Source organism: Pseudoxanthomonas sp. z9 (genome assembly GCF_006542425.1).
Lineage (GTDB): Bacteria > Pseudomonadota > Gammaproteobacteria > Xanthomonadales > Xanthomonadaceae > Pseudoxanthomonas_A.
Genome location: NZ_VFID01000007.1, coordinates 453,857 through 478,026, shown reverse-complemented (window position 1 = coordinate 478,026; position 24,170 = coordinate 453,857). Strand labels below are relative to the sequence as shown.

Below are 24,170 nucleotides of genomic sequence, written 5' to 3'. Positions count from 1 at the left end.
AGCAATCGGATGACGATGCAATGGCCGCGCTGGACGCGGCGGGGTTTCCTGGGCGCCGGCGCGGCCGGCATGGCCGGCGCGCTGGTGCCGCTGGCGGCGGCCGGCGCAGCCAGATCGGCGCGGTCCGCAACGGGCATCGTGGATGCGGCGACGCGCCCGCGCCCCAGCGCCGCGCAACTGGCCTGGCAGCGCGAGGAACTGTCGATGTTCGTGCATTTCACGGTGAATACCTTCACCGGGCGCGAATGGGGCGACGGCAGCGAAAGTCCGGCCATCTTCAACCCGAAGGCGCTCGACGCGCGCCAGTGGGCGCGCACCGCCAAGGCCAGCGGCTTCCGCAGCATGATCCTCACCGCCAAGCACCACGACGGCTTCTGCCTGTGGCCGACGAAGACCACCGCGCACTCGGTCGCCAGCAGTCCCTGGCGCGGCGGCAAGGGCGATCTGGTGCGTGAATTCACCGATGCCTGCCGCGCGGAAGGACTCGGCGTCGGCTTCTACCTGTCGCCGTGGGATCGCAACGCGCGCGTGTACGGCGAGGGCAAGGCCTACGACGATTTCTACATCCGGCAGCTGACCGAACTGCTGACCGGCTACGGTCCGGTGGTCGAGGTCTGGTTCGACGGCGCCAACGGCGAAGGCCCCAGCGGCAAGCGCCAGCAATACGACTGGGCGCGCATCCACCGCACCGTGCGCGAACTGCAGCCGCAGGCGGTGATGTTCTCCGACGCCGGCCCCGATGTGCGCTGGATCGGCAACGAGACCGGCAGCGCCGGCAGCACCTGTTGGGCCAGCGTCGATCCGGCGCGGGTGCCGCGCCCCGGTGCCGACGATCCGTGGACCGGTGAAGCCTTGCAGCAGGGTGATCCTTATGGCGCGGTCTGGCGTCCCGGCGAAACCGACGTATCGATCCGGCCCGGCTGGTTCTGGCATGCGGACCAGGACGCGAAGGTGCGCACGCCGCAGAACCTGATGAACCTGTACTTCACCTCGGTGGGCCGCAACAGCAAGCTGCTGCTGAACGTGCCGCCGACACCCGAGGGCCTGTTCCACGACAACGACGTGCGCGCGCTGCAAGGCTTCGCACGCCTGCGCGAAGCGCTGCTTGCGAAGGATCTGGTGCGTGGCGCGAGCGCGAAGGCGAGCACGGGGGACGGCGCGGCGCGGGTCGTGGATGGCGATGCGGACAGCTTCTGGACACCGGGCGGCGACGCGCGCGAAGGCTGGCTGGAACTCTCACTCCCGCCTGACGCGGAGTTCGACGTGATCCGGCTGGAGGAAGCGATCGCGCATGGCCAGCACGTCTCCAACTACCGCATCGACATCTGGCGCGACGACGCCTGGCAGCCGTTGACCTGGGGCACGACCATCGGCCACTGCAAGCTGGACCGGGTGCCCTCCACGCGCACCGGGCGGTTGCGCCTGGTCATCGAGCACGCCTACGCGGCGCCGCGCATCGCCCGCATCGGGCTGCACCGAAGCGCCGACGCCGCCTGGGACCGCCCCGACTATCACGGGGACTGACAGGTGGCGCGTCGTCCGGAGTGCGCGGCGCTCGCCGATATCTGGAAGAAAAAGGGGCGCCCAGGCGCCCCTTTTTCTTTCTCACCAGGCTCAGCGCATCCGCGCCGTCGCCCCCGGCAGGCGGATCGCCCAGGCCGGTGAGCCGGCGGTGGCTTCGCGCGCCGCTTCGGGAATCACCGCGATGGTCCGTTCGCCCTCGCGACGCCACTCCAGTGGCGCATCGCTCCCCAGCACCGCCAGCCGGCTGCCCGCGCGCGGCGATGGGCCGGGGATCTCCAACTGCGCCGGCAGCCGCTGTTCGTCGGCGTCGGGCAGGTAAATGGCGTACACATCGCCATTCTTCATCCGGGTGTAGCGGAACTTGCCGTCGCGGTAGGGCGCCACCGCGCGGCTGGCGTAGATGGCGCCGCCATTGGTCTTCATCCATGCGCCGATTTCGCGCAACCGGCTCACCGCCTCGGCCGGCAACTGTCCGTCCGGCTGCGGCCCCACGTTGAGCAGGTAGTTGCCGCCCTTGGCGACCACGTCCACCAGCATCTGCACCACCGTGCGCGTGCTCTTGTATTTGTCGTTGGGCGAATAGCTCCAGGAATCGCCCAGGGTCATGCAGGTTTCCCATGGATACGGCAACGGCTCGTCGGGAATCTTCTGCTCCGGCGTGCGGTAGTTCTCGTAGCGGCCGCCGACCGCGCGATCGACGACGATCAGGCCCGGCTGGTTGCGCCGCGCCATCGCCGCCAGTCCCGGCATGTCGATGTCCTGCGGCCACGGCACGCCGGCCAGTCCCTGCGCGGCGTCGTCCAGGGTATCGCCCGGACGCACCCAGCCGCCGTCCAGCCACAGGATGTCGATGCGCCCGTAGTCGCGGGTCAGTTCGCCAATCTGCGCATGGGTGAAGTCGACGAACCGCTGCCAGCGCTCGGGATACTTGCGGGTGTCGTAGTTGACGTGGCGGTTGGGAGTGGCGAAGCGCGGCCACCAGTAGTCGTCGCTGTGCCAGTCCGGCTTGGAGAAGTAGGCGCCGATGCCGAACCCCTTCGCGCGGAACGCGTCGAACACCGCGCGGGTGATGTCGGCGCGCGGATTGTCGTGGAAGGGCACGTTCGGCGCGGTGATCCGGTAATCGGTCTGGCGGGTGTCGAACATCGAGAAGCCGTCGTGATGCTTGGTGGTGAACACCACGTACTTCGTGCCAGCCTCCCGCGCCACCTCCGCCCAGGTCGCCGGATCGAAACGCACCGGATTGAAGGTGTCCGGCAGCGCCTCGTACTGCTTCACGTAGTCGACATAGGCCACGCCCTCCGGGCGCTGGCACCAGCCCACATCCTCGGAACAAATCGACCACGACTCGACCACGCCCCACTGGCTGTACGGACCCCAGTGCATCATGAAACCGAACTTCCAGTCCTGCCATTGGTCCAGCTTGCGCACCACCAGCGGATCGGTTTCGGCGACGTATTCGCCGCGACTGTCGGCCCGCGCGGCGGAAGGGGCGTGCAGGGCGATCGCGCCCAGCAGCGCCAGCGACAACAGGCGATGCAGTTTCATCCGTTGCTCTCGATGGGTTTGGATTCTTCGCGGTAGAGCTTCACCGGCGCGTCCAGTTCCAGCGCGATCACGGTGAGGTCCGGGTCCAGCGCGGTTTTAGGCACGCTCAGGAACAGCAGGCCGGGGTGCTTGGACCAGTCGTACTTGCCCAGCACCCGCGCCTGTACCGGCTGATCGCCACCGACCACGCGCGCGCGCAGCACCTTGCTGTCGAAACCCTTCACCAGCAGATCGCCGTTGGGCGTCCCGTCCAGGAACAGGTAGACGGTGCGGCCGTCCTTCGACACCGTACTCGGGCCGGCGTAGTGATCCAGGCCGATACCCGCGGTGGTGCCATAGATGGCCTCACTGTGCTTGCCGGTCCAGCGGCCCAGCTTTTCCAGGATCTCCAACTGGCGCGGATCGATGCTGCCGTCGGCCTTCGGCCCGATGTCCAGCAGCAGGTTGCCGCCCATCGACAGGGTCTGGCTGAAGATCTGGATGATCTGGTGCGGACTCTTGTACTCGGTGTCGCGCGGCTGGTAGCCCCACGATCGGTTCATCGTCAGGCATAGCTCCCAATACGTCTGCGCGGGCTTGACCACCGGCACGCCCAGTTCCGGCGTGGCGTAGTCGCCGTATTCGTTCAGGCGCGAATTGATGATCAGCCCGGGATTGCGCGCGCGCATGTCGGTGCGCAGCTGGGCCGACTGCCATTCGCCCGCGTTGTGCTCCCAGTCGCCGTCGAACCAGATCAGGTCGGGCCGGTAGCGCTGTTGCAGGTCCGCGATCTGGCCCTGGTAGTAATCGAGAAAGCGCTGCCAGCGCTGCGGTTCGGCGGCGAGCGTGTAGCGCTTCTGCTGGCGGGTGAATACGTCGTAGTCAGGGTACGACCAGTCCGGCAGCGAGTAGTACAGGCCGACCTTCAGATCGTTGGCGCGCAGCGCATCGGTGAACGGGCCGACCAGATCGCGTCCGGCCGGCGTATCGCGCACCACGTTGAGCCCCTGCTTCGAATCCCACAGCGCCACGCCGTCGTGATGCCGCGTGGTCAGCACCGCGTATCGCGCGCCGCTCTGGCGGATCAGTCGCGCCCACGCCTGCGGGTCGTAGGCGCCGGCGGTGAAGCCGCGCAACTGCTTCAGATAATCGGCATGGGACATCTTGCCGTTGAAGAACGACCAGGATTCGTCCACGCCATCCACTGCGTAGATGCCCCAGTGGATGAAGATGCCCAGCTTGGCATCGGCGAACCACTGCATGCGCCGGGCATGCTGCGCATCGGTTTCGCCGTGGAGGGAGGTCGGCGCGGGGGACTCATCGGCGAGCGGTGCGGCGGCCAGGGTGACGCTGGTTCCGCCGAGCAGACCGAACAGGGACAGGAGCAGGGGAAGGCGTGTCGGGCGTCGAACGCGCATGCGGAAATCCGTTTGGTTCAAAGGCTGGACCAATCGTAATCACATTGCGTGCACACGCAAGCCCGCTATTCAGTGATCCACGGGAGCAAACAGTGACGGCCCGGGAGCGCGGATAACCGCTGCCGGGGGGGCTGTATGGCGTGGGAAATCCTTTTGACGGCAGGGAAAGGCGCCTGGCTGCACATCCAAGCGTAATCGTGATGACAGTCCGGCACCGAAATCGATTTCAGGGAATTGAATCGGTACAAAAGGAGAACTACATCACATTTTTACGCATTTCTTACCGCTATGTTTGCCGGGAGCGCAGGAGCTAGGGACTCGTGCGCGCCGATAGGCTGGACCTTTAAACCAATGTTTTTCCTGGGAGGGAAGTAATGAACCGCTTGTATTCGAACCGCCGCACCGTTCTGGCGGCCGCCATGGCGCTGGCGTTGAGTTGTCCCCTGGCCGTGATGGCGCAGGAAGAACAGACCGCGCAGCAGACCCAGTCCGATGAAAGCCAAGCGAACGACGGCAAGGCGAAGAATCTCGACACGGTCACCGTGACCGGCTCACGCATCAAGCGTTCGGAGATTGAAGGGCCGGCACCGGTCACCGTGATCTCCGCCGACCAGATGCGCAAGGAAGGCTTCGCTACGGTCTACGACGCGCTGCAGACCATCACCGCCGCGCTGGGACCGGTGCAGAACGACTACGACTGGGGCCAGTCCAGCGTCAACGCCTCGCCGATCAACCTGCGCAACCTCGGCCCCGGTCGCAGCCTGCTGCTGATCAACGGCCACCGCGTGGCCGACTACCCGATGCCCTACCAGGGCAAGAGCAACTTCGCCAACTTCAACAACATCCCGACCGGCATCGTCGAGCGCATCGAAATCCTGGCCGGCTCGGCCTCGGCGATCTACGGCTCCGATGCGATGGGCGGCGTGATCAACGTCGTGCTCAAGGAGAACATGGAAGATCACGTGGTGCGCGTGCGCTACGGCGAAGCCACCCGCGGCGGCCGCAACAACATGGACTTCTCGCTGTCCGGCGGCTTCACCGGCGAACGCGGTTCCTTCATCTACAACCTGCAGCACTTCAACCGTGGCGTGCTGCTGGCCAAGGACCGTCCGTTCATGGATGAGGAAGCCGACAAGGACTACCGCGTGTGGGGCCCGGGCGAGCGCCACTTCGGTGTCGCCCACCTGACCCCGTATCCCGGCCTGTACCTGCAGGATCGCGACAACCTGGTCCCGCTGGGCCTGGGCACCGCGTACCAGCGCATCGCGCCGCCGTCCGGCGCCTGCGAGCAATACGGCGATCTCTACTACCGCGCCAACCTGCTGGGCTATGACCGCAACTCCGGCACCGCCAACAACGCCGGCGAATACTGCGCCCAGCGCGTGTTCGCCAACTGGGCCCTGCGCACCGGCAGCAAGGACGATTCGGCCTACCTGCACGGCACCTGGGACTTCAACGAGGATCTGCAAGGCTGGGCCTCGCTGGGCATCTGGCGTTCGACCGGTGACTTCAACACCTTCCTGGACGCATTCGACAGCTCGGTGTACTGGGATCCGACCGTCAACAACGGCGCCGGCGGCAGCCGCCGTTTCCTGAAGTTCCATTCGCCGCAGGAAATGGGCGGCGAGGGCGCGACCCTGACCAAGTCGAACGAAGAGGCGCTGGACTTCAGCGTCGGCCTGCGTGGCCGCCTGGCCGACAGGTTCGACTGGGAAGCCATGCTCGGCCGCGCCACCTACGAGGTGCGCGAATCGTTCCCGGTGCTCAACCAGGGCGATATGTTCGATTACTACATGGGCGCGCAGCAGGGCACGTCCGCCAACGGCCTGCCGATCTACACGCCCAACTACAACAAGCTGTGGAATCCGATTTCGGTCGACGACTTCCGCTCGTTCTCCGACCGCGGCCACAAGAAGGCGCGCTCCTACCTCAACCAGGCGCAGTTCGTGCTCAGCGGCGACCTGTTCGAAGGCTGGGCCGGCCCGATCGGCTTCGCCGCCGTGCTGGAAGCCGGCAAGCAGGGCTACCGCCTGACCCCGGAACCCAAGACCCTGGTCCAGGACGAGGACGGCTGGTACACCCCGTTCGGCAACGTCGAGCAGGGCGGCGGTGACCGCAACCGCTACGCCGCCGGCGTGGAGTTCCGGGTGCCGGTGCTGAGCACCCTGAACGCCAACATCGCCACCCGCTACGACAAGTACGACGCCGTCGCCAGCGACGCCGCCGTGACCTACCAGTTGGGCCTGGAATGGCGCCCGATCGACACCCTGCTGGTGCGCGGCAGCTACGGCACCGCGTTCCGCGCGCCGGACATGCACTACATCTATGCCAAGCCGAGCTCGGGCATCTCCGACTTCACCGATTACGTCGGCTGCGCCGACGCCGGCTGGCCGAACCGCCAGTGCCCGCGCGACGACTTCAAGATCGAAGATGCGGCGGTGGAGCGCACCGGCACCCCGGACCTGAAGTACGAAGAAGGCGAATCCTGGAGCGCGGGATTCGTCTGGGACGCGTTCAAGGGCTTCTCGGTGTCGGCCGACTACTGGTCGATCAAAATCGACAACCTGATCGACGACATCAGCGCCGAACAGCTGCTGCTCGACGAGGCGTACTGCACGCGCGGTGGTTTCGATCCGGAAGGCAAGATTCGCGCGGTCGCCCCGAGCGCGGCCTGGTGCAGCGAAGTCACCAGCCGCATCCAGCGCACTGCGGGCGTTCCCAGCAGCACGGCCGGCTCGGTCACCATCCTGGTCAATCCGATCAACCGCGCCGAGACCGAGGTCACCGGCGTGGACGTGAGCTCGCGCTACGCGCTGCCGGACACCAATTGGGGCAGTTGGAGCTTCGATCTGAACTACACCAACATGCTGACCTACAAGTCGCGCGGCTTCCCCACCGACAAGCTGGAGGACACCCGCAAGACCCAGAACCCGCGCACCAAGATCACCCTGAGCGCCAACTGGGTCCACGACAACTGGAACGCGACCCTGATGATGTACCAGAAGTCCGGTGGTCGTGATAACCGCTGGGGCGGCTGCATGCCGTTCGAGGATGGTTACGTGCCCAGCGGCGCGGCGAACTGCCAGGATCAGGACCCCGCCAGCCCGACCGCCGGCGAATCCACCCAGCGCATCTTCAACCGCCGCGAGCCGCGCCGCTACTTCAACGGCAGCGTGGGCTACTGGTTCACCGAGAACTTCAAGGTCAACCTGTACGTCAGCAACATCTTCGACAAGATCTACGGCGACAAGTGGTGCGGCGACTTCGCCTACTGCATCGACGATCCGGTCGGTCGCGAAGTGGCGGCGGAAATCATCTACAAGTTCAAGTAACCGCTGTATCGCATCGTCTCTCCCGATGCGATGGGGCCCGGCGAAAGCCGGGCCTTTTTTTTGCGGGCGTTACCGGGACTGAGGAACCGGACGCCGTGAAGAGGGCGTGGAAGGTTTCCTGGCGAAACGGAGCTTACCCAGGTTCTCGCCCACGAAATCGAAGCCGTCGATTCGTCCGGAGCTGTTCCTGACAAACTGGACAGTCCCCATGTCGCCCATGAATCTGTCGATATGGGCTGGATGCGGCGCCAGCTCCGCGTCACCCCGGCGGAAGTGATGGATGTACAGCCTGCCGTCCTCGATATCGACGTTGTACAGCGTCGCCAGATCGTCGTTGGCATAGACGCCCGCATACGCGTCCAGATCTCCGGGTGCGAACGGCTCCACTCTTTGCCCTTCGGTCGAGCGGAACAGGAGCACGGGCTTGCCTTGCCTTGCCGAAAAGGAAATGGGCGCGCGATAGGCGGACACCCAGAACTCCATGTCCGATTTCGCTTCGGTGGATACCTTCTCTTCGCCCAGGTACTGCGCCATCAGGCGTCCCTCCTCCAGGGTGATGGTGATCGCGTCGTCTTTCCAGCGATAGACACCCGCAAGGTCACGCAGCCGCGCCGGATCCGGTCGCACGGTCGGTGCTTCGCGCAATGCGTCGGCCTTGCCACGGGCGGGGGCGTTTGCTTCGTCCAGGAACAATGCCGCGACCTGCGGCACCTTCCTCGGATTCATGTCGTTGTCGCCGGCGTTGTTCAGGGCGACGATCGAAAGGTGCCGTGCAGGGTAGTGGCGGATGTTGGCGCGATAGCCTCCCCAGGCGCCGGTATGGAAGACGATGTCCAGGCCCCGGTCTTCACCCAGCATCAGGCCGAAGCCATAGGGGACTTCTTCGCCGTCGGCCAGCGCCCCTGGCTCCACCATCCGCAGATAGGTCGGGTCCCGAGCGGCCAGCTTGCGGTCGAAATGGACCGCCCAGCGACCGAGATCGCGCAGGGTGGACAGCAGGTAGACACCACTGTCCTGCTGGAGGTCCCGGCGGAAGCCTTGTTCGCCTCGCGAATAGGGCATTGCTGCATTCTTGACGATGCTGGAATAGTCATCGACGAACCAGGTCGAATCCATGCCAATCGGATGAAAGATGTTTTCCGTCGACCATTCCGGGAAAGACTTGCCGCCCGCCTTGGCGACGATTTCCTGCAACAACAGGTACTCGGTATTGCTGTAGGCGTAGCGCGTGCCCGGCTTGAATGCCAGGTCTTTCTGCGCGATCGCCGTACGCATGCAGTCCTCTCCGGAGAAAGCGTCGTCCCACCGCCATCCGGCCGCGACCAGGACCGCGTAGCAGTCGCGAATGCCGCTGGTGTGATGCAGCAGCTGGCGAACGCTGACCGGACCTTCGTCGTATTCCGGCAATTCGGGCACATAGTTGCGCACGTCATCGTCCAGCGCGATCTTGCCTTGTTCGATCAGCATCGACACGGCCAGCCCGGTGAACTGCTTGGACAATGAAGCGGTGTTGAAAGGGGTTGTCGGCGTGAATGGCGAGCCATATTCCACGCTGGCCAGGCCGTGGCTCTTTTCAAGCACCACCTTTCCGTCCTTGATGATCGCAATCGCGTAGCCGGGCGCATCGCCGGGCATACCCGCGAAGATGCTGTCGACGCGTTCGGCGAGAGGAACGTCTTGCGCGGCATCGGCACGGGTCGCCGCGAGCAGCAGGGACAGGAAAATGGGATGCGTCGCTCTCATGGCCTGCAATCTCGCGGGTGGATTCAGCGATGGATGCCCGGTCGACCATCAGGGTTTAGACGAGCTCCGCCCGGTCCACTTCAGCTCGGTGTTTGAAGCTGTAGGTATGGCCGACGACGAACGGCTCCCGAACGGACGTGATGGTGGTCGCGGTTGCGGGAAGGCAGGTGGAATGAGCCGAAGTGGGAATGGCGGGACGATGCGGTTATCGCCGACGCAACCGGCGCCAAAAAAGCAAAAGCCCCGCAGCGGGGCGGGGCTTCTTGGTTTTCCCGGCATGGTGGCTATGGGTGGACTCGAACCACCGACCCCAGCATTATGAGTGCTGTGCTCTAACCGGCTGAGCTACATAGCCGTGCAGGAACCGCACATTCTTCCGGTTCGGGGGGCGGCTGTCAATCCGGTCGGGCCGGCTTGTCGGCGCGGGCCGGCCGTGGCAGAGTCGGGGACAGTAGATTTCAGGAGTCCGCATCGTGATCGATCCGGACGGCTACCGACCCAACGTCGGCATTGTGTTGATGCGCCCGGATGGCCGGGTGTTCTGGGCGCGAAGGGTGCGCCGGGACGGCTGGCAGTTCCCGCAGGGCGGGATGAACACGGACGAGACGCCGGTCGAGGCCATGTACCGCGAGTTGCACGAAGAAACCGGCCTGTTGCCCGAACATGTTGAAGTGTTGGGGGCCACACCCGGCTGGCTGCGCTATCGGCTGCCGCCCCGCGCCATCCGCCACCACGAACGCCAGGTCTGTATCGGCCAGAAGCAGGTCTGGTTCCTGCTGCGTCTGGTCGGCGACGAGGCGCACCTGCGCCTGGACGCCACCGACACTCCCGAGTTCGATCATTGGCGGTGGGTGGATTTCTGGTATCCCATCGAGCATGTGGTGATGTTCAAGCGTGGCGTCTACGCCCGGGCGCTGGGGCATCTGGCCTCCTATGCCCGCGGCGTGGTCGGGACCCTGGCGCTACCGCCTCAGCGGCCGGAACGGCTGGGGGAAGGCCACAGCCGCCCGCGTCCACGAAGCCGGCCCAAGCGTAAACGGGGCCAGGGCGCCGGCGACGCCAAGAATTGACAATCATTCTCATTCGCGGTCAAATGTGCCCCGGGCCACTCCGGCCCGCACATTGACCTCGCCGCCGTGTACGTCTGCATCTGCAACGGAGTCACCGACCACCAGATCCGCGAAGCTGCCGCCAATGGCGTGCGCACGGTGGCCGAACTGACCATGCGGACCGGTTGCGGCGCCACCTGCGGCAGCTGCCTGGACATGGCCGGCGGGCTGCTGGATGCGCATCACGCCCGCGCCGAGCGCGAGTTCAAGCTTCCCATTCTGGGACTGTCGCAGGCCGCCTGATCGCGGCGCTTTGCACGCCTTGCCGACCGGCAGCGCGTGCTTCCTCCCCACGAGATGAGCACGATTCGCGTTCCGTCATGGCGCGGAACGACGCGCTAGCATGCGCCCCGTCCAACACCCCACGGGAGCCACGCCATGAAGGGCGACGCCAAGGTCATCGAATTCCTCAACAAGGCGCTCTACAACGAGCTGACCGCGATCAACCAGTACTTCCTGCACGCCAAGATGCTGAAGAACTGGGGTCTGAAGGAATTGGCCGAACACGAGTACAAGGAATCCATCGACGAGATGAAGCACGCCGACAAGCTGGCCGAGCGCATCCTGTTCCTGGACGGGCTGCCGAATTTCCAGGCGCTGGGCAAGCTGCGCATCGGCGAGAATCCGCGCGAATTGCTGGAATGCGATCTGGCGCTGGAGATGGAAGGCCTGCCGCTGCTGCGCGACGCGATCAAGTACTGCGAGGAACAGGGCGACTACGTCAGCCGCCAGTTGTTCGCCGACATCCTGGATTCGGAAGAGGAACACGTCGACTGGCTGGAAACCCAGCTGTCGCTGATCGAGCGCATCGGCGAACCGAATTACCTGTTGACCATGCTCGAGGACTGAGCCGAGCCGGCAATCGGCGTCGGCGTCCTGCCCAGCTGCTGGGTGGCGTAACCCAGCAGCGCCATGCGCGCACGCGCGTATTCGGCGATGACCAGCGCCACCGCCACCGCGGGGCGATCCAGCCGGGCCGCGCGCGCGCCCAGTTCGACCCGCTTGGCCGCCGCCGACAGCGCCATTGCACCGACGTTGGCGCTGGATGATTTGAGGGTGTGCGCGGCATCGCGCATCGCATCCAGATCGGGTGCCGCGGCCGCCTTCTCCAGCGCGGCGATCAGGCGCGGCGCATCCTCCAGGAACAGGCTGATGATGCGCACGGTTTCATCGCCGGCGATCTCGCGCAGTTCCTCCAGCATGCTGTGGTCCAGCACCGGGAAGGTCGGCGTCGCCGCGCGTGCGGCGGCGTCGGCGGGCGGAGCCTGTGCCGCGGCGGACTCGCCGGCGCGCGGTGCGGCGATCGCGACATGCCCGGGCAGCCAGCGCTGCAGGCAGGCTTCCAGTTGCTCGCGGGTGACCGGCTTGGCGAGGTAGTCGTCCATGCCGGCATCCAGGCAGCGCTGGCGATCACCGGCCATCGCGTTGGCGGTCATCGCCACGATCGGCAGCCGGCGCTGCGCGCCCAGTTCGTTCTCGTGCATGCGCCAGCGGCGGGTGGCGCCGTAGCCGTCCAGCACCGGCATCTGGCAATCCATGAACACCAGATCGAACGGCTCGATCATCATCCGCTGCAGCGCCAGTTCGCCGTTGGCTTCCGACTCGCTGCGGAAACCCAGCGCGGCCAGCAGTTTCTGCGCCACCAGCAGGTTGACCGGGTTGTCCTCGACCAGCAGCAGGCGCGCTTCGGCGGGGGGCATGGCGGCATTTCCGGCCGCGTCGGTGACCGTGCCGGCATCGGTGCCCGGTTCCTGGTTCGCCGCGTCCGCGGAGGTGTCCACCGTATCGAACACCGGGGCGGGCGGCGCGTCCGGCGTGGTATCCACGGCCTCGAAGATATCGCCGATCACCACCGGTGGTAGCGCCGGATCCGCATCGGTGGCGGTCTGTCCGGTCAGTGCCGCGCGCAGCGCCGAATCCGGCGCCTGGCGCGACAGCAGGGTGCTGTCACCGCGCAGCTCTTCGGGAACCGACTCGTCGCCGTACAGCCAGACCAGCCGAACCGGCGCGGCGCCGGCCGGGCGCCGGCCGAGGGTGCGGTGCAGGGCGCGGGCGGTGCTGCGGATGCCGCCGGCATCGGCGATCACGGCGACGAAATCGTCGCCCCGGTTTTCGCTGACGGTGCGCAGGCGTTCCAGCGCTTCCTGGGTGGTCTCCACCGCGTTGACCTGCATGCCCCAGTTGGTGAGCAGCAGGCCCAGCCGCTGGCGCAGGCGGCTATCCGGGGACACCACCAGCACGCGGCCCTGATCGAAGGCGTGCGGATCGCGCATCTTCATGTCGCCGATGACCTTGGTCAGCGGCGCCTCGAACCAGAAGGTCGATCCCCGCCCCGGTTCGGAAACCACGTCGATGCGGCCGCCCATCAGTTCGACGATGCGCTTGCAGATGGCCAGGCCCAGGCCGGTTCCGCCATACAAGCGGGTGGTGGAGGCATCGGCCTGGGTGAAGGAACGGAATAGCCGCGCCTGCGCCTCGGCGGGAATGCCGATGCCGGTGTCGCGGACTTCGAAACGCAGCAGGTGCTGGGCCGAGGTCTCTCCCAGCCGGCGCACGGCCAGGGTGACGCCGCCACGCTCGGTGAACTTGATGGCGTTGCCGATCAGGTTGCTCAGCACCTGCCGCAACCGCACCGGATCCCCGCGCACCGGCAGGCGCACCGTCGGATCCAGTTGCAGGCCCAGGCGCAAGCCCTTGTTCTCGGCCGGGCGCTGCATCAGCTGCAGCACGCCGTCGAGCAGTTCGCGCAGGTTGAAGGCGGTGATTTCCAGTTCGAGCTTGTTCGCTTCCAGCTTGGAGTAGTCGAGGATGTCGTCGACGATGCGCAGCAGCTGGTGCGAGGAGGCGCTGGCGGTGTTGAGCATCTCGCGGTGATCCGGTGCCAGCGGCGCGCGCGCCAGCATGTCCAGCATCGGCACGATGCCGTTGAGCGGGGTGCGGATCTCGTGGCTCATCGTGGCGAGGAATTCGCCCTTGGCCAGCACCGCCGACTCGGCCGCCTGCTTGGCCTGCAGCAGTTCCTGTTCCAGCTGGTCGTGCCGTTGCAGATCCCGGCGCAGGGCATTGCGTTCGGATTCGGCGATGGCCGCGCGCGCTTCGGCGCCGGTCAGATCGCGATGGGCGGTGCGCGCGTTGAAGGCGGCAAAACTGCCGCAAAGCACCGCGACCGCGCCGGCGGCCAGCGCCGCCTGCCACCACGGGCCGGCGACGCCCGCGTAGGGCAGGACCAGGAACACCAGCGCGGCCACGCCCGCGAGCAGGGCCAGCCAGGGGGCGACCGGGGCGGGCCGCTGCGCGGGCATGCCTACAGCACCGCGTTGTGGAAATCGAAGCCGAGTTCGCTGCCGACGGCCTGCACCAGATTGCCCTGGATGAAGTCGACGCCGCCCATCCACATCGCGGCGGCCGCTTGCGGATCCTCGATCTGCTGGCCGATGACCTGCAGGCCGGCGCGATGCGCCTGGTCGATGATGCCGCGCAGCTCGTCGCGCAGCTTCGGATCGGTATGGGCGCCGGCATAGCGGCTGGCCACCCGCAGGTAGCCCAGCGGCAACTGGGTCAGCAACGCATCGGCCTCGCGTCCGGGCTCGAACTGGCTCAGGCAGAACTGCACGCCGCTGGGCATCAGCTGGTGGCAGAAATCGCGCAGGGTCACGGTGTGGATCAGCGCGTCGGCCATGCGCAGGTCGATGACCAGCGAGGTGCCTTCGATGCCGCGTTCGGCCAGGATGTCCAGCAGCCACTGCGCGTGCGATTCGCGCGCCAGCGTGCGCGGTGACTGCGAAACGAACAGGCGCAGCGACGGTCCCTGCGACTGGCGCTCGGCCAGCACGTACAACGCGTGTTCCAGCACCCAGTGATCGATCTGGGCGATGCCGCCGGCCGATTCGGCCGCCGGGATCACCTGCGAGGCGGGCAGCAGCGAACCGTCGGGCTGGCGCATGCGCAGCAGCACCTGGTACTGCGCCTGATCGCTGCCGGCGACCGCGACGATCGGCTGGTAGGCCAGTTCGAAGCGGCCGTCCTCCAGCGAGATCTTCGGCGCATCCTCGGTGACCTGGGTCGGGGTGTAGCCGGCCAGGTTGTTGCCCTTCAGGCGTGCCTGCAGCACCGCGCGCTCGGTGGCCTCCAGCGCGCTGCCGGCGTCGGCGAAGCCGATCGACAGCGGCGTGTAGCCGATGGAACTGCGCAGGTTGAGGGTCTCGCCCGCGCCGATCGGGAACGGATTGAGGGTCAGCCCGTCGCGCAGGCGCGCGGCCTGCGTTTCCAGGGTGGATTCGTCCTGGCCGGCGGCCAGCGACAGGAAGCTGTTGTCGTTCAGCCGCGCGACCGGGTGGGGCGCGGCCACTTCGGCCAGGCGACGCCCGGCCTGGTTCATCAACTGCTCGAACGCCGCGTAGCCATAGCGCTCGCGCAGGCTCAGCGCGCTGCCCACTTCGATGAAGAACAGGCCGCCGCCGGAGGCCGATTGCACTGCCGTGCCCACCTGTTGCAGCAGGTAGGTGCGGGTCGGCAGGCCGGTCTCGGTGTTGATGGTGGCGCGCGCGAGGGATGGCGCGACGCGCTGGCGCGCGCGCTGGATGCGGTTGGCCACCGCCGCGATCAGGTGACGCGGCCGGATCGGCTTGTTGAGGAAATCGTCGGCGCCGCTTTCCAGCACTTCGAACTGGCGCTCCGGATCCGGATCGCCGGTCAGGAACACGATCGGCAGGTGCAGATATTCGGGCTGCTGGCGGATCAGCATCGTCAGGTTCATGCCGTCGCGACCGGGCATGTGCAGATCCATCAGCACCAGATCCGGCTTGAACCGTTCCATCGCATCCAGCACGCCGTCGGACTGCATCTGCACTTCGGCCTGCATGCCGGCGCCGTGCAACACGCTCTGGGCGAACAGCGCCTGGCCGCGATCATCCTCGACGATGAGCACCCGGTAGGGGCTTTCCCGGGTGTCGCCGGTGCGGCCGGAAGCCACCGGCGCGGCACTGCCGGTGTCGTTGCCCGGCGCCGGCGGCACGTCGCCGGTCGCGGGCGGCGGAGAGGATGCGGTCATCGCGGACATACCTCCTTTCAGCGGCACCGGCGCGGGCGCGTCGGCCGTCCAGCGCCGCCAGTAGCCCGGCGGCGGGGTTTCGGCCCGCAGACGGGAGCGCGAAGGCTCATCCTGCCGGCGGGATGTGGCGTCAATGGCAGACATCAGGCTTCCCCAAGCATGTGCCGCATTATGCGATGAAGTTCACGACCCGGGACAGGCGTTCCGGAGCATCCGGTTTTCCGCGTCAAGGGGTCGGCATTCGAGGATCAGACGTACCGAGCAGCCGTTTCAGGCCACGGCTGACGCGACGCCAGACCCACCACACCGCCAGCGCCAGCACGATCGAGATGCCGACCACCAGGATCAGGGCGATCCAGGGATGGGCGAAGGCCAGCGCCAGGCCGCCCACCACCACCGCGTCCTCGGTGACCGAGGCGGTCCAGTTGCTGACCGGCTCGGGCGAGGTGTTCATCAGCGCGCGCGAACCGCTCTTCAGCACGTGGCTGGTCAGGGCGATGCCGGCGCCGGCGGCGAGCGCGCCACCGCCGAGCTGCCCGTCCGGCGAGAGCGTGGCGGCGGCCAGGAAGGCGCCCGCCGGCACCCGCGCCAGGGTCTGCAGCAGATCCCAGCCCGAGTCCACCCCGGGAATCTTGTCGGCGAAGAATTCGGCCAGCGCCAGCGCGCCGGAGGTGCCCAGCACCCACCAGGACTGGGTGACCTGCAGGGCCGGCGGCAGATCCAGCCAGCCCAGCGCGCCGGCCAGGCCGAGGCCGAACACCGTCAGGTAGACGCGGATCCCGGCCATCCATGCCAACAGGATCCCAATTACGAAAAGATGTGCTTCGGACATCCCGGCGGTTCCCAGTAGACTCGACGGCCCTGTCGATAGTCCCGAGTATAGGCCTCCTGTCTGGCTGCTGCCTGAGCGCGGCCAGGGATTCGCTCATGTCCAGATCCCCCTTTCCGCGCTACCAGATCGTCGAACAGCGGCCCTCGCGCCGTGGACTCTGGCTGGCCGTGGCGGGGCTGGCCTGGGCGGGGACGCTGGCCGGGGTCTGGTGGCTGGCCAGCTATACCGCCGCGCCCCGGCTGGGACAGGTGGAGCAGGCATTGGTGCAGGCCCGGGACCAGGTCCGCCGGCAGCGGGCCGAACTGCAGCAGTTGAGCCAGCGCGAAACCACCCTGGGCGTTTCCGATCGCATCAGCCGCACCGCCAACCAGGAACTGCAAGCCTCGCTGGCCGAGCGTGACGAGGAAATCACGGGCCTGCGCGCGGACGTGGCGTTCTACGAGCGCCTGGTCGGGGCCACCGCGCCGCGCCGCGGACTCAACGTGCACCTGGCCGAATTCAGCCGCGCGCCGGGCGGCGCCTGGCAGTACCAGATCACCCTGACCCAGACGCTCAACCGCGGCGCCATCAGCGAAGGCGCGATGCGCTTCGCGGTGGAGGGCGTGCGCGACGGCCAACTGGCGACGATTGGCTGGGACGAACTGCACCAGCAGTCCGGCGTGGCCGGGCAGGCCTATTCCTTCCGCTATTTCCAGCAGCTGGACGGCAGCGTGATGCTGCCCGGCGGCTTCACCCCGCAGCGGGTGAAGGTGCAACTCAGCGGCGGCGAACGCGCGGTGGAACAGGCGTTCGATTGGAAACTCGCGACCTCAGCCGGAGGAAAATGATCATGTTCAAGCACAAGCCCCAACGCGATGGCCAGGCCATCGATACCCTCATCGGCCCGCAGGTCACGATCCAGGGCGATCTGATTTTCAGCGGCGGCCTGTACGTGGAGGGACGGATCCAGGGCAAGGTGCTGGCCGTCGAGGGCGAACGGGCGGTGCTGACGCTGGCCGAGCAGGGCAGCATCGAGGGCGAGGTGCGCGCGCCGGTGGTGATCATCAATGGCCAACTGGTCGGCAACGTGTACGCCGACGACCGGGTGGAACTGGCGTCCAAGGCGCGGGTGCACGGCAACATCCACTACCAGGTGGTGGAGATGAGCGCCGGCGCGCAGCTCACCGGCCGGCTGGTGCATGCCACGGCGCTCGCCGGCGCCGGCGAGACCGTCGAAAACCTGGTCCCCGCCCACGCCTGAACCGGTTCCCCGGCATTCAGAGCCCCCTCTGGCGGGCCGCGCTATGCTCGGCCCATGAGTGAGACTTCTCTTCCTTCACCGCCCCCGCCGGCCAGTGGGCGGCTCTGGTTCTACGCGGCCGTCGCCCTGCTCGCATTGCTGGTCGCCTTCGGCGGCTGGGGCCTGTGGCAGGTCCTGGCCGGCGGCGGACAGGCGCCCAGCGCGCATCAGTTCCAGGCCCAGAAAAAGCAGGTCGAGCAACTGGAGCAGCGGGTCGCCACGCTGTCGCGCTCGGACCAGATCAGTCGCGACGCCAACCGTGACCTGCAGACCGCGCTGGCCGAGCGCGACGAGGAAATCGCCGGCCTGCGCGCCGATGTCGCCTTCTACGAGCGCTTCGTCGGCGCCACCGGCCAGCGTCGCGGCCTGACCGTGCACGAGCTCAAGCTGCAGCCGCAGACCGACCAGGCCTGGCACTTCACCGCGACCCTGACCCAGAACCTCAACCGCGGCGCGGTCAATGCCGGCCGCCTGCTGGTGTCGGTGGAAGGCACCCGCGCCGGCAAGCTGCAACGACTGGCCTGGTCGGACCTGCGCCAGCAGGCCGACGCGCCGGGCCTGCCGTATTCGTTCAAGTACTTCCAGCAGGTCGAGGGCGACCTGGTCCTGCCGGCCGATTTCGAGCCGGTCCGGGTGACCGCGCGGCTGGTGCCGCAGAACGGCGCGGCGGTGGAACAATCGTTCACCTGGGCCGCCGCCAGCGGCCGCGAAGGCACCGGCGCTTCCGGCTTGAAGTGAGTCTCCCCAACCCCCATCCTGATCGCCATGGACAACCTCGTTTCCCTGCCCTCGGCGGCGCCGGACTACCAGTCGCTCGAGCGCCCGCTGAACTTCAGCCACGCCGCGGCCGCCAAGGTCCGCGAGCTCATCGATGAGGAAGGCAATGCCGGACTGGCGTTGCGCGTCTACATCCAGGGGGGCGGCTGCTCCGGCTTCCAGTACGGTTTCGAGTTCGACGAGAACCGCGCCGAGGACGATCTGGCGGTGGACACCGACGGCGTGACCCTGCTGGTGGATCCGCTGAGCCTGCAATACCTGATGGGTGCCGAGGTCGACTACAGCGAGAGCCTGCAGGGCGCGCAGTTCGTCATCCGCAATCCCAACGCCAAGACCACCTGCGGCTGCGGCAGCAGTTTCAGCATGTGACACCCGCTCACCCCGTGGGCACCGATTCCAATTCCAGCACCGCCTCCGCGTTGACCGGTTTCGCCTTCGCGGGCGAGCCGCTGGATCGCGCCGACAAGCTGCGCGACGACCCCGACACCCTGTTCCGCCTGTGGCCGGGCGCGCGCGTGATCGTGCTGACCCGCGAGGGCGAGGCGTTCGCCGATACGGCCGGACAATTGGCGGCGCCTACCGGAGAAGCGCTCGGCGGCGGTCCCGGCACGGCGATCTTCCTTGGCCTGCGCGGCGAGACCGCGTGGTTCGCGGTCGAGGCGGACAGCGTGCCGTTCGAAGCGGCGCAACGCGTGGATCTGCGCCGCGCGGCGGCGGTCTGGCCGGCGTTCGAGGCCGGCGTGTTCGCGCTGGCGCGGGCGATGTTCTACTGGCGTTCGCGCAACCGCTTCTGCGGCCTGTGCGGCGGCGAAGTGGAGTTCCGCCGCGCCGGTTACCAGGGCCGTTGCCTGCAATGCGACGCGGATCATTACCCACGCGTGGACCCGGCGGTGATCGTGGCGGTCAGCGATGGCGAACGCCTGCTGCTGGGCAGGCAGTCGTCCTGGCCGGCGCGCCGCTATTCGGTGATCGCCGGCTTCGTCGAACCCGGTGAAACCCTGGAGCAGACCGTGGCGCGCGAAGTGCTGGAGGAAACCGGCGTGCGCGTGCGAGGATGCCGTTACCTGGGCGCGCAGCCGTGGCCGTTTCCCGGCGCGTTGATGCTCGGATTCGCCGCCGACGCGGAACCGGACGTGCCGCGGGTGGACGATGAACTGGAAGATGCGCGCTGGTTCACCTTCGATGAAATCGATGCGGCCCGCGAACGCCGCGAGGGTGACGGCGACGAAGGCCTGCTGCTGTCGCCGCGGATTTCCATCGCACGCTCGCTGATCGATCACTGGCATGCCGGGATGCTCGCGCGTCGGCGGGGCTGAGCGGTTGTTGCAGATCCCCAAGAGCAAATCCCCCGTCACCCGCTGACGCGGGTGCCCGCCCCCTTTCGCAAGCGCTCATCAACAGCCGGATGGTGGGTCAAAGGGGCTGTCACACGGGTCACCCATGCGACGGAAACCCCGCTTTTTCCTCCCCCTTTGCAAAAGGGGGACCGAGGGGGATTTGCTCCAGGCACAGCCGTGAAGCGCCCCAGACCCGACATTAACGAAGCGGCAGGCTAGAATCCCCGGGCAAGGAGGAATCGCATGTCCATCACCCTGGTCGCCGTGGTCGTCGCGCTGGTACTCGGGCACGTCGCGCCGTCGCTGGTCACGTCGGTCCGTCAGTTCCATTGGTACGGACACTGGCTGCGCTGGCTCGACGAACGCTTCCCCGGCGATGGTTTCTGGCGCGGCCGCTACGGCATCGTGCTGGCGCTGGTGCCGCCATTGCTTCTGGTCGGGTTGTTCCAGTGGGTGCTGCACGAGCCGTTGTTCGGCCTGGTCGGGCTGCTGTTCTCGGTGCTGGTGCTGGTCTATGCGTGGGGCCCGCGCGATCTCGACGTGGACGTGGAAGCGATCATCGACGCGCACGAGCCCGCCGCGCGGCGCGAAGCCATCGCCCGCCTGTGGCCGGATGGCGAGACCGTGGCCGCCGATGGCCCGGCATTGGTGGAAGCGGTGTTCCGCAACGCGCTGCGGCGCTGGTTCGGCGTGCTGTTCTGGTTCCTGCTGCTAGGACCAATCGGCGCGCTGCTGTACCGGCTGGTCGCGCTGACCGCCGAAGGCGAGTTCCAGCGCGCGCTGCCGCACGACACCCGCGAGGGCGCGCGTGCGCTGCTGTCCGTGCTGGAGTGGCCGGTCGCCCAGCTGATGACCCTGGCGATGGCCCTGGTCGGCAACTTCGATACCGTCTTCCAGGCCTGGCGCGAGGCGCACGGCAACAGCCTGCAATTGCGGACCGGATTCCTCGGCCATGCCGCGCGCGCGAGCGTGCGCAGCGAACTGGCGGAAGAAGCCGAGGATTACGCGGAGGAAGGCATGGTCCAGGCCATGCGCGAACTGCCCGAGCTGCGCGACGCCATGAGCCTGGTCTGGCGCATCCTGCTGGTCTGGATGGCGGTGCTGGCCGTATTCGTCATTGGTGGCTGGGTCAGCTAGACCCGTAGGAGCGACGTCAGTCGCGACCGTGATCCCGACCGAAAGATCGGTCGGAAAAACAATCATGTGGGAGCGACGTAAGTCGCGATATCCCGACGATATCGGGATGACAAGACAGCGCGTTGGTGGACTAATGCGGACGGGCTTGGCAGGAGCGCTTCGGGTTGGAAGCTTCGCGACTTACGTCGCTCCCACAAGGGAGATTGGATCAACCCGGGGCGAGCAGGGTGAAGGGATACCACGGCAAGTTGCGGGCTACCCAGAACGCCGGCAGCAGCACCAGCCACAGACCCGGCTTCAACACCACGCGCATCAACGGTTCGAGCAGGCGCGGCCGCCACCCCTGCGCGTGGGCCACCAGCAGGGGCGCCAACGGCAACAGGAGCATCGCCAGCGGGTTCATACCGAATGCGCGGACCACGTCACCGTGGACCAGTGCGTGCAGGGCGCGGGTCATGCCGCAGCCGACGCAGTAATAACCGGTCAGGGCATGGAACATGCAGGGCGGGAAAGGATTTCCCGCTGCATTGGGATCGAAGTTCAATAGCAACCAGACGCCGGCGGGGACTGCGATCGCAGCCCCCGCACCCAGCGTATAGAGCGCGGGACGCGACAGGGGCACGTCAGCCGCCCTGTTGCTGTTCCATCTGCTGGCGGATCTGTTCCATGTATTCCATGTACGCGTCCGGACCGACCGCGATGAACCAGATGACCGAGATCACGACCGTCAGAATCAGGATGCCGGTCGTCACCCAGTTCCAGATCTTCGCGTTCTTGGAAGCGCGCTTGGCACCTTCGATATCACCCTGGTTCAACTTGCTGTTGACTTGGGTCGAGAACACGATGGCCACGATGCCGGTGATGATGCCAGGGAAGCTGAGGCAGGCAACGCAGCATACGATGAAGGAACCGATGGTCGACAGGATCGACCACACCAAGTAGTTAGGGATATTGCCTGGCGCATCGTTTGGCAACGGGGGAACGGCACTCATCGGAGTCTCCTTGCAGTGATGAAGCGGGGTGGTCGGACCCTAGTCTAACGTCTGCAAAGCGATTCGTATGACTTTAGATGGTGCCGGGACAGTGGCCCTGTCAGGCCGCGTCGCCACGCAGCCCGCGCACGATTGCTTCCAGGCTCTCGGCGGTCGCGGTGGTCCCGTCCACCGGCGGCGCGGCCACCACCTCCACGTGGGCACGGAAACGGCGCGGCACCCGCATCCGGCCCAGCCGGCTGTCGCGGCGGCTCCACATGCTGCTCCACATGCCCTTCAGCGCCATCGGCACCACCGGCACCGGTCGCCGTTCCAGGATCTTCTCCACCCCCGACTTGAACGGCGCGATGCCGCCGTCGCGGGTCAGCGCGCCCTCGGGGAAGATGCCGACGATCTCGCCCTCGGCCAGGGCCTGGTCGATTTCCTCGAATGCACGCCGCATCAGTTCCGGATCCTCCTTGGCGCCGGCGATCGGAATGGCCTTGGCGGTGCGGAAGATCCAGCTCATCACCGGGATGTTGAAGATCTTGTAATACATCACGAAGCGCACCGGCCGCGGAATGCTGGCCGCCAGCAGCAGCGCGTCCATGTAGCTGACGTGGTTGCAGACCAGCAGCGCCGGGCCTTCGTCGGGCACGTGCTTCTCGATGCCGTGCAGGCGCAGCCGGTACAGGAAGCGCACCAGCACCCAGCTGAGGAAGCGCATCAGGAATTCGGGCACCAGGGTGAAGATCCAGATCGCCACCACCGCGTTGGCGATCGCCAGCACCAGGAACAGCTGCGGGATGGGCAGCCCCGGCAACGGGATGCGGAATCCGCCCAGCGCCAGTTCCTTCATCTGCAGGGCGATGCCCAGCACCGCCGCCAGCACGATGTAACCGGCGTTCTGGATGTTCATGCCGGCGATGACCCGGGCCAGTTCCTGCTTCGGCGTGCGGCTCTGGATCAGCGCGAACAGCGGCACCACGAAGAAGCCGGTGAACAGGCCGATGCCGACCAGGTCGATGACGATGCGCCAGCTGCCCGGTTGCTGCAGGAACGCCGACACCGACAGGCCGGCGACCGGGGCCACGCCGCTGCGGGCGAAATACAGATCCAGCAGGAACGCGCTCATGCCGAACGCGCCCAGCGGCACCAGGCCGATTTCCACGGTGCGTGCGGACAGGCGTTCGCACAGCAGCGAACCCACGCCGGTGCCGATCGAGAACAGCGCCAGCGGGAACACGTACCAGGTACCGATGCCCAGGTTCAGATCGGCGTAGGTGGGGATATTGCCGGTCAGCACGGTGCCGAAGAACCAGAACCAGGACACGCCCAGCACCGAGTTGCGCACCGCGACCTGCTTCTTGGCCAGGCGCAGCACCGCGCGCGATTCGGTCAGCGGGTTCCAGTTGATCTTCAGTTCCGGCGCACCCGCGTCGGCCTTGGGAATCAGCCGGCTGACCAGATTGCCGGTGATGGCCAGCAGGATGATCGCGATCGCGGCCACGGTCGGGCCGTGGCTGCCGGCCAGGTTGAAGATCAGCCCGCCGAAGATCATGCCGATCAGGATCGACAGCGAGGTGCCCATCTCGACCAGGCCGTTGCCGCCGGTCAGTTCCTCGGGTTTGAGCACCGAGGGCAGGATGGAGTACTTCACCGGGCCGAACAGGGTCGACTGCAGGCCGGTGCAGAACAGCGCGGTCAGCAGGACGATCAGGTCCTGGGTGAGGAAGCCGATCGCGGCCAGCGACATGATCACGATTTCCATCGTCGTCGTGATCCGGATCAGCTTCGATTTCTCCAGCTTCTCCGCGATCTGGCCGGCGGTGGCCGAGAACAGGAAGTAGGGCAGGATGAAGATCGCCGGCGCCAGGTTGGTGTACAGCGTCTTGTCCTGCGCGCTGACGCTCATGAAGCCCAGCAGGCCGATGATGGCCTGGCGGTAGACGTTGTCGTTGAACGCGCCCAGCGACTGGACCAGGAAGAACGGCAGGAAGCGCCGCTGGCTCAACAAGGCGAACTGGCTGTGGCTGGACATGCGCCCTCCGTGGGTTGCGCGCAGCCTAGCAGAACGATGGGGGCATCCGGTTTACCGGAGCGGCTTTCGGGAGGAGTCTTCAGAGATCCTGCG

At 66.9% G+C, this 24,170-nt stretch carries 19 protein-coding genes, 1 tRNA gene and 1 pseudogene; 11 read left to right on the top strand and 10 right to left on the bottom strand.

Translation table 11 applies throughout. From position 1 onward, the window contains the following. Positions 1-9 precede the first annotated feature (9 nt). The gene (locus FG323_RS09280) at positions 10-1,524 is read left to right on the top strand and encodes an alpha-L-fucosidase (RefSeq protein WP_255470115.1); all 1,515 of its coding nucleotides are present in this window, start codon (positions 10-12) and stop codon (positions 1,522-1,524) included. A gap of 90 nt (positions 1,525-1,614) precedes the next feature. Here FG323_RS09280 and FG323_RS09275 read toward each other — a convergent pair whose 3' ends face one another. Beyond that, complete coding sequence (locus FG323_RS09275) at positions 1,615-3,072, bottom strand: alpha-L-fucosidase (protein ID WP_141454234.1); 1,458 nt, start codon at positions 3,070-3,072, stop codon at positions 1,615-1,617. Further along, positions 3,069-4,469, bottom strand: a complete 1,401-nt coding sequence (locus FG323_RS09270) for an alpha-L-fucosidase (protein WP_141454233.1) — start codon at positions 4,467-4,469, stop codon at positions 3,069-3,071. The genes FG323_RS09275 and FG323_RS09270 overlap by 4 nt, the downstream gene beginning before the upstream one ends. Positions 4,470-4,843: 374 nt before the next feature. Here FG323_RS09270 and FG323_RS09265 point away from each other — a divergent pair, with 374 nt between their 5' ends. Further along, positions 4,844-7,801, top strand: coding sequence for a TonB-dependent receptor (locus FG323_RS09265; RefSeq protein WP_141454232.1), 2,958 nt, complete (start codon positions 4,844-4,846; stop codon positions 7,799-7,801). Positions 7,802-7,870: 69 nt separating this feature from the next. Here the strand turns inward: FG323_RS09265 and FG323_RS09260 are convergent, their stop codons facing one another. Next, the gene (locus FG323_RS09260) at positions 7,871-9,544 is read right to left on the bottom strand and encodes a serine hydrolase domain-containing protein (protein WP_141454231.1); all 1,674 of its coding nucleotides are present in this window, start codon (positions 9,542-9,544) and stop codon (positions 7,871-7,873) included. Positions 9,545-9,822: 278 nt separating this feature from the next. Continuing rightward, positions 9,823-9,899: transfer RNA gene (locus FG323_RS09255), tRNA-Met, on the bottom strand. Between the two features lie 118 nt (positions 9,900-10,017). Here FG323_RS09255 and FG323_RS09250 point away from each other — a divergent pair. The 3 genes from FG323_RS09250 (at position 10,018) to bfr (ending at position 11,502) form a co-directional block, all read left to right on the top strand. Beyond that, a complete protein-coding gene (locus FG323_RS09250; protein ID WP_141454230.1) occupies positions 10,018-10,614 on the top strand; it encodes an RNA pyrophosphohydrolase in 597 nt (198 codons plus the stop codon). A 66-nt stretch (positions 10,615-10,680) separates the two neighbouring features. Continuing rightward, the gene (locus FG323_RS09245) at positions 10,681-10,896 is read left to right on the top strand and encodes a (2Fe-2S)-binding protein (protein WP_141454229.1); all 216 of its coding nucleotides are present in this window, start codon (positions 10,681-10,683) and stop codon (positions 10,894-10,896) included. Positions 10,897-11,031: 135 nt separating this feature from the next. Continuing rightward, positions 11,032-11,502, top strand: a complete 471-nt coding sequence (gene bfr, locus FG323_RS09240; RefSeq protein WP_141454228.1) for a bacterioferritin — start codon at positions 11,032-11,034, stop codon at positions 11,500-11,502. Here the strand turns inward: bfr and FG323_RS09235 are convergent. The 3 genes from FG323_RS09235 to FG323_RS09225 all read right to left on the bottom strand — a co-directional run bounded on the left by FG323_RS09235 (position 11,475) and on the right by FG323_RS09225 (position 16,535). Next, positions 11,475-13,919 carry a hybrid sensor histidine kinase/response regulator gene (locus FG323_RS09235; RefSeq protein ID WP_255470148.1) on the bottom strand — a complete coding sequence of 815 codons (2,445 nt, stop codon included), beginning with the start codon at positions 13,917-13,919 and terminating at the stop codon, positions 11,475-11,477. The two genes, bfr and FG323_RS09235, sit on opposite strands and share 28 nt — an antisense overlap. A gap of 38 nt (positions 13,920-13,957) precedes the next feature. Further along, complete coding sequence (locus FG323_RS09230; RefSeq protein WP_141454226.1) at positions 13,958-15,847, bottom strand: EAL domain-containing response regulator; 1,890 nt, start codon at positions 15,845-15,847, stop codon at positions 13,958-13,960. A gap of 82 nt (positions 15,848-15,929) precedes the next feature. Further along, a complete protein-coding gene (locus FG323_RS09225) occupies positions 15,930-16,535 on the bottom strand; it encodes a DUF4126 domain-containing protein (protein ID WP_141454225.1) in 606 nt (201 codons plus the stop codon). 95 nt (positions 16,536-16,630) lie between these two features. On the opposite strand from FG323_RS09225, the gene FG323_RS09220 reads away from it, so the two are divergent. The 6 genes and pseudogenes from FG323_RS09220 to FG323_RS09195 all read left to right on the top strand — a co-directional run bounded on the left by FG323_RS09220 (position 16,631) and on the right by FG323_RS09195 (position 21,065). Next, positions 16,631-17,362 (top strand): DUF6776 family protein, encoded by a 732-nt coding sequence (locus tag FG323_RS09220; RefSeq protein ID WP_141454224.1) that lies wholly within the window; start codon positions 16,631-16,633, stop codon positions 17,360-17,362. 2 nt (positions 17,363-17,364) lie between these two features. Continuing rightward, positions 17,365-17,736: pseudogene (locus FG323_RS09215) on the top strand (polymer-forming cytoskeletal protein); the annotation flags it as partial. 93 nt (positions 17,737-17,829) lie between these two features. Then, complete coding sequence (locus FG323_RS09210; RefSeq protein ID WP_181444149.1) at positions 17,830-18,552, top strand: DUF6776 family protein; 723 nt, start codon at positions 17,830-17,832, stop codon at positions 18,550-18,552. A 27-nt stretch (positions 18,553-18,579) separates the two neighbouring features. After that, the gene (gene erpA, locus FG323_RS09205) at positions 18,580-18,960 is read left to right on the top strand and encodes an iron-sulfur cluster insertion protein ErpA (RefSeq protein WP_141454222.1); all 381 of its coding nucleotides are present in this window, start codon (positions 18,580-18,582) and stop codon (positions 18,958-18,960) included. Between the two features lie 14 nt (positions 18,961-18,974). Further along, positions 18,975-19,907 carry an NAD(+) diphosphatase gene (gene nudC, locus FG323_RS09200; protein WP_141454221.1) on the top strand — a complete coding sequence of 311 codons (933 nt, stop codon included), beginning with the start codon at positions 18,975-18,977 and terminating at the stop codon, positions 19,905-19,907. 264 nt (positions 19,908-20,171) lie between these two features. Further along, on the top strand, positions 20,172-21,065 hold the full coding sequence (locus tag FG323_RS09195) for a cobalamin biosynthesis protein (RefSeq protein ID WP_141454220.1): 894 nt from the start codon (positions 20,172-20,174) through the stop codon (positions 21,063-21,065). A gap of 208 nt (positions 21,066-21,273) precedes the next feature. Here FG323_RS09195 and FG323_RS09190 read toward each other — a convergent pair whose 3' ends face one another. From FG323_RS09190 to FG323_RS09180, 3 genes are all read right to left on the bottom strand, one after another. Continuing rightward, on the bottom strand, positions 21,274-21,681 hold the full coding sequence (locus tag FG323_RS09190) for a DUF2752 domain-containing protein (protein ID WP_255470147.1): 408 nt from the start codon (positions 21,679-21,681) through the stop codon (positions 21,274-21,276). 7 nt (positions 21,682-21,688) lie between these two features. Continuing rightward, positions 21,689-22,057: a CD225/dispanin family protein gene (locus FG323_RS09185; RefSeq protein ID WP_141454218.1), complete on the bottom strand. Its 369-nt coding sequence runs from the start codon at positions 22,055-22,057 to the stop codon at positions 21,689-21,691. Positions 22,058-22,157: 100 nt separating this feature from the next. Next, on the bottom strand, positions 22,158-24,077 hold the full coding sequence (locus FG323_RS09180) for an MFS transporter (RefSeq protein ID WP_141454217.1): 1,920 nt from the start codon (positions 24,075-24,077) through the stop codon (positions 22,158-22,160). Positions 24,078-24,170 lie beyond the last annotated feature (93 nt).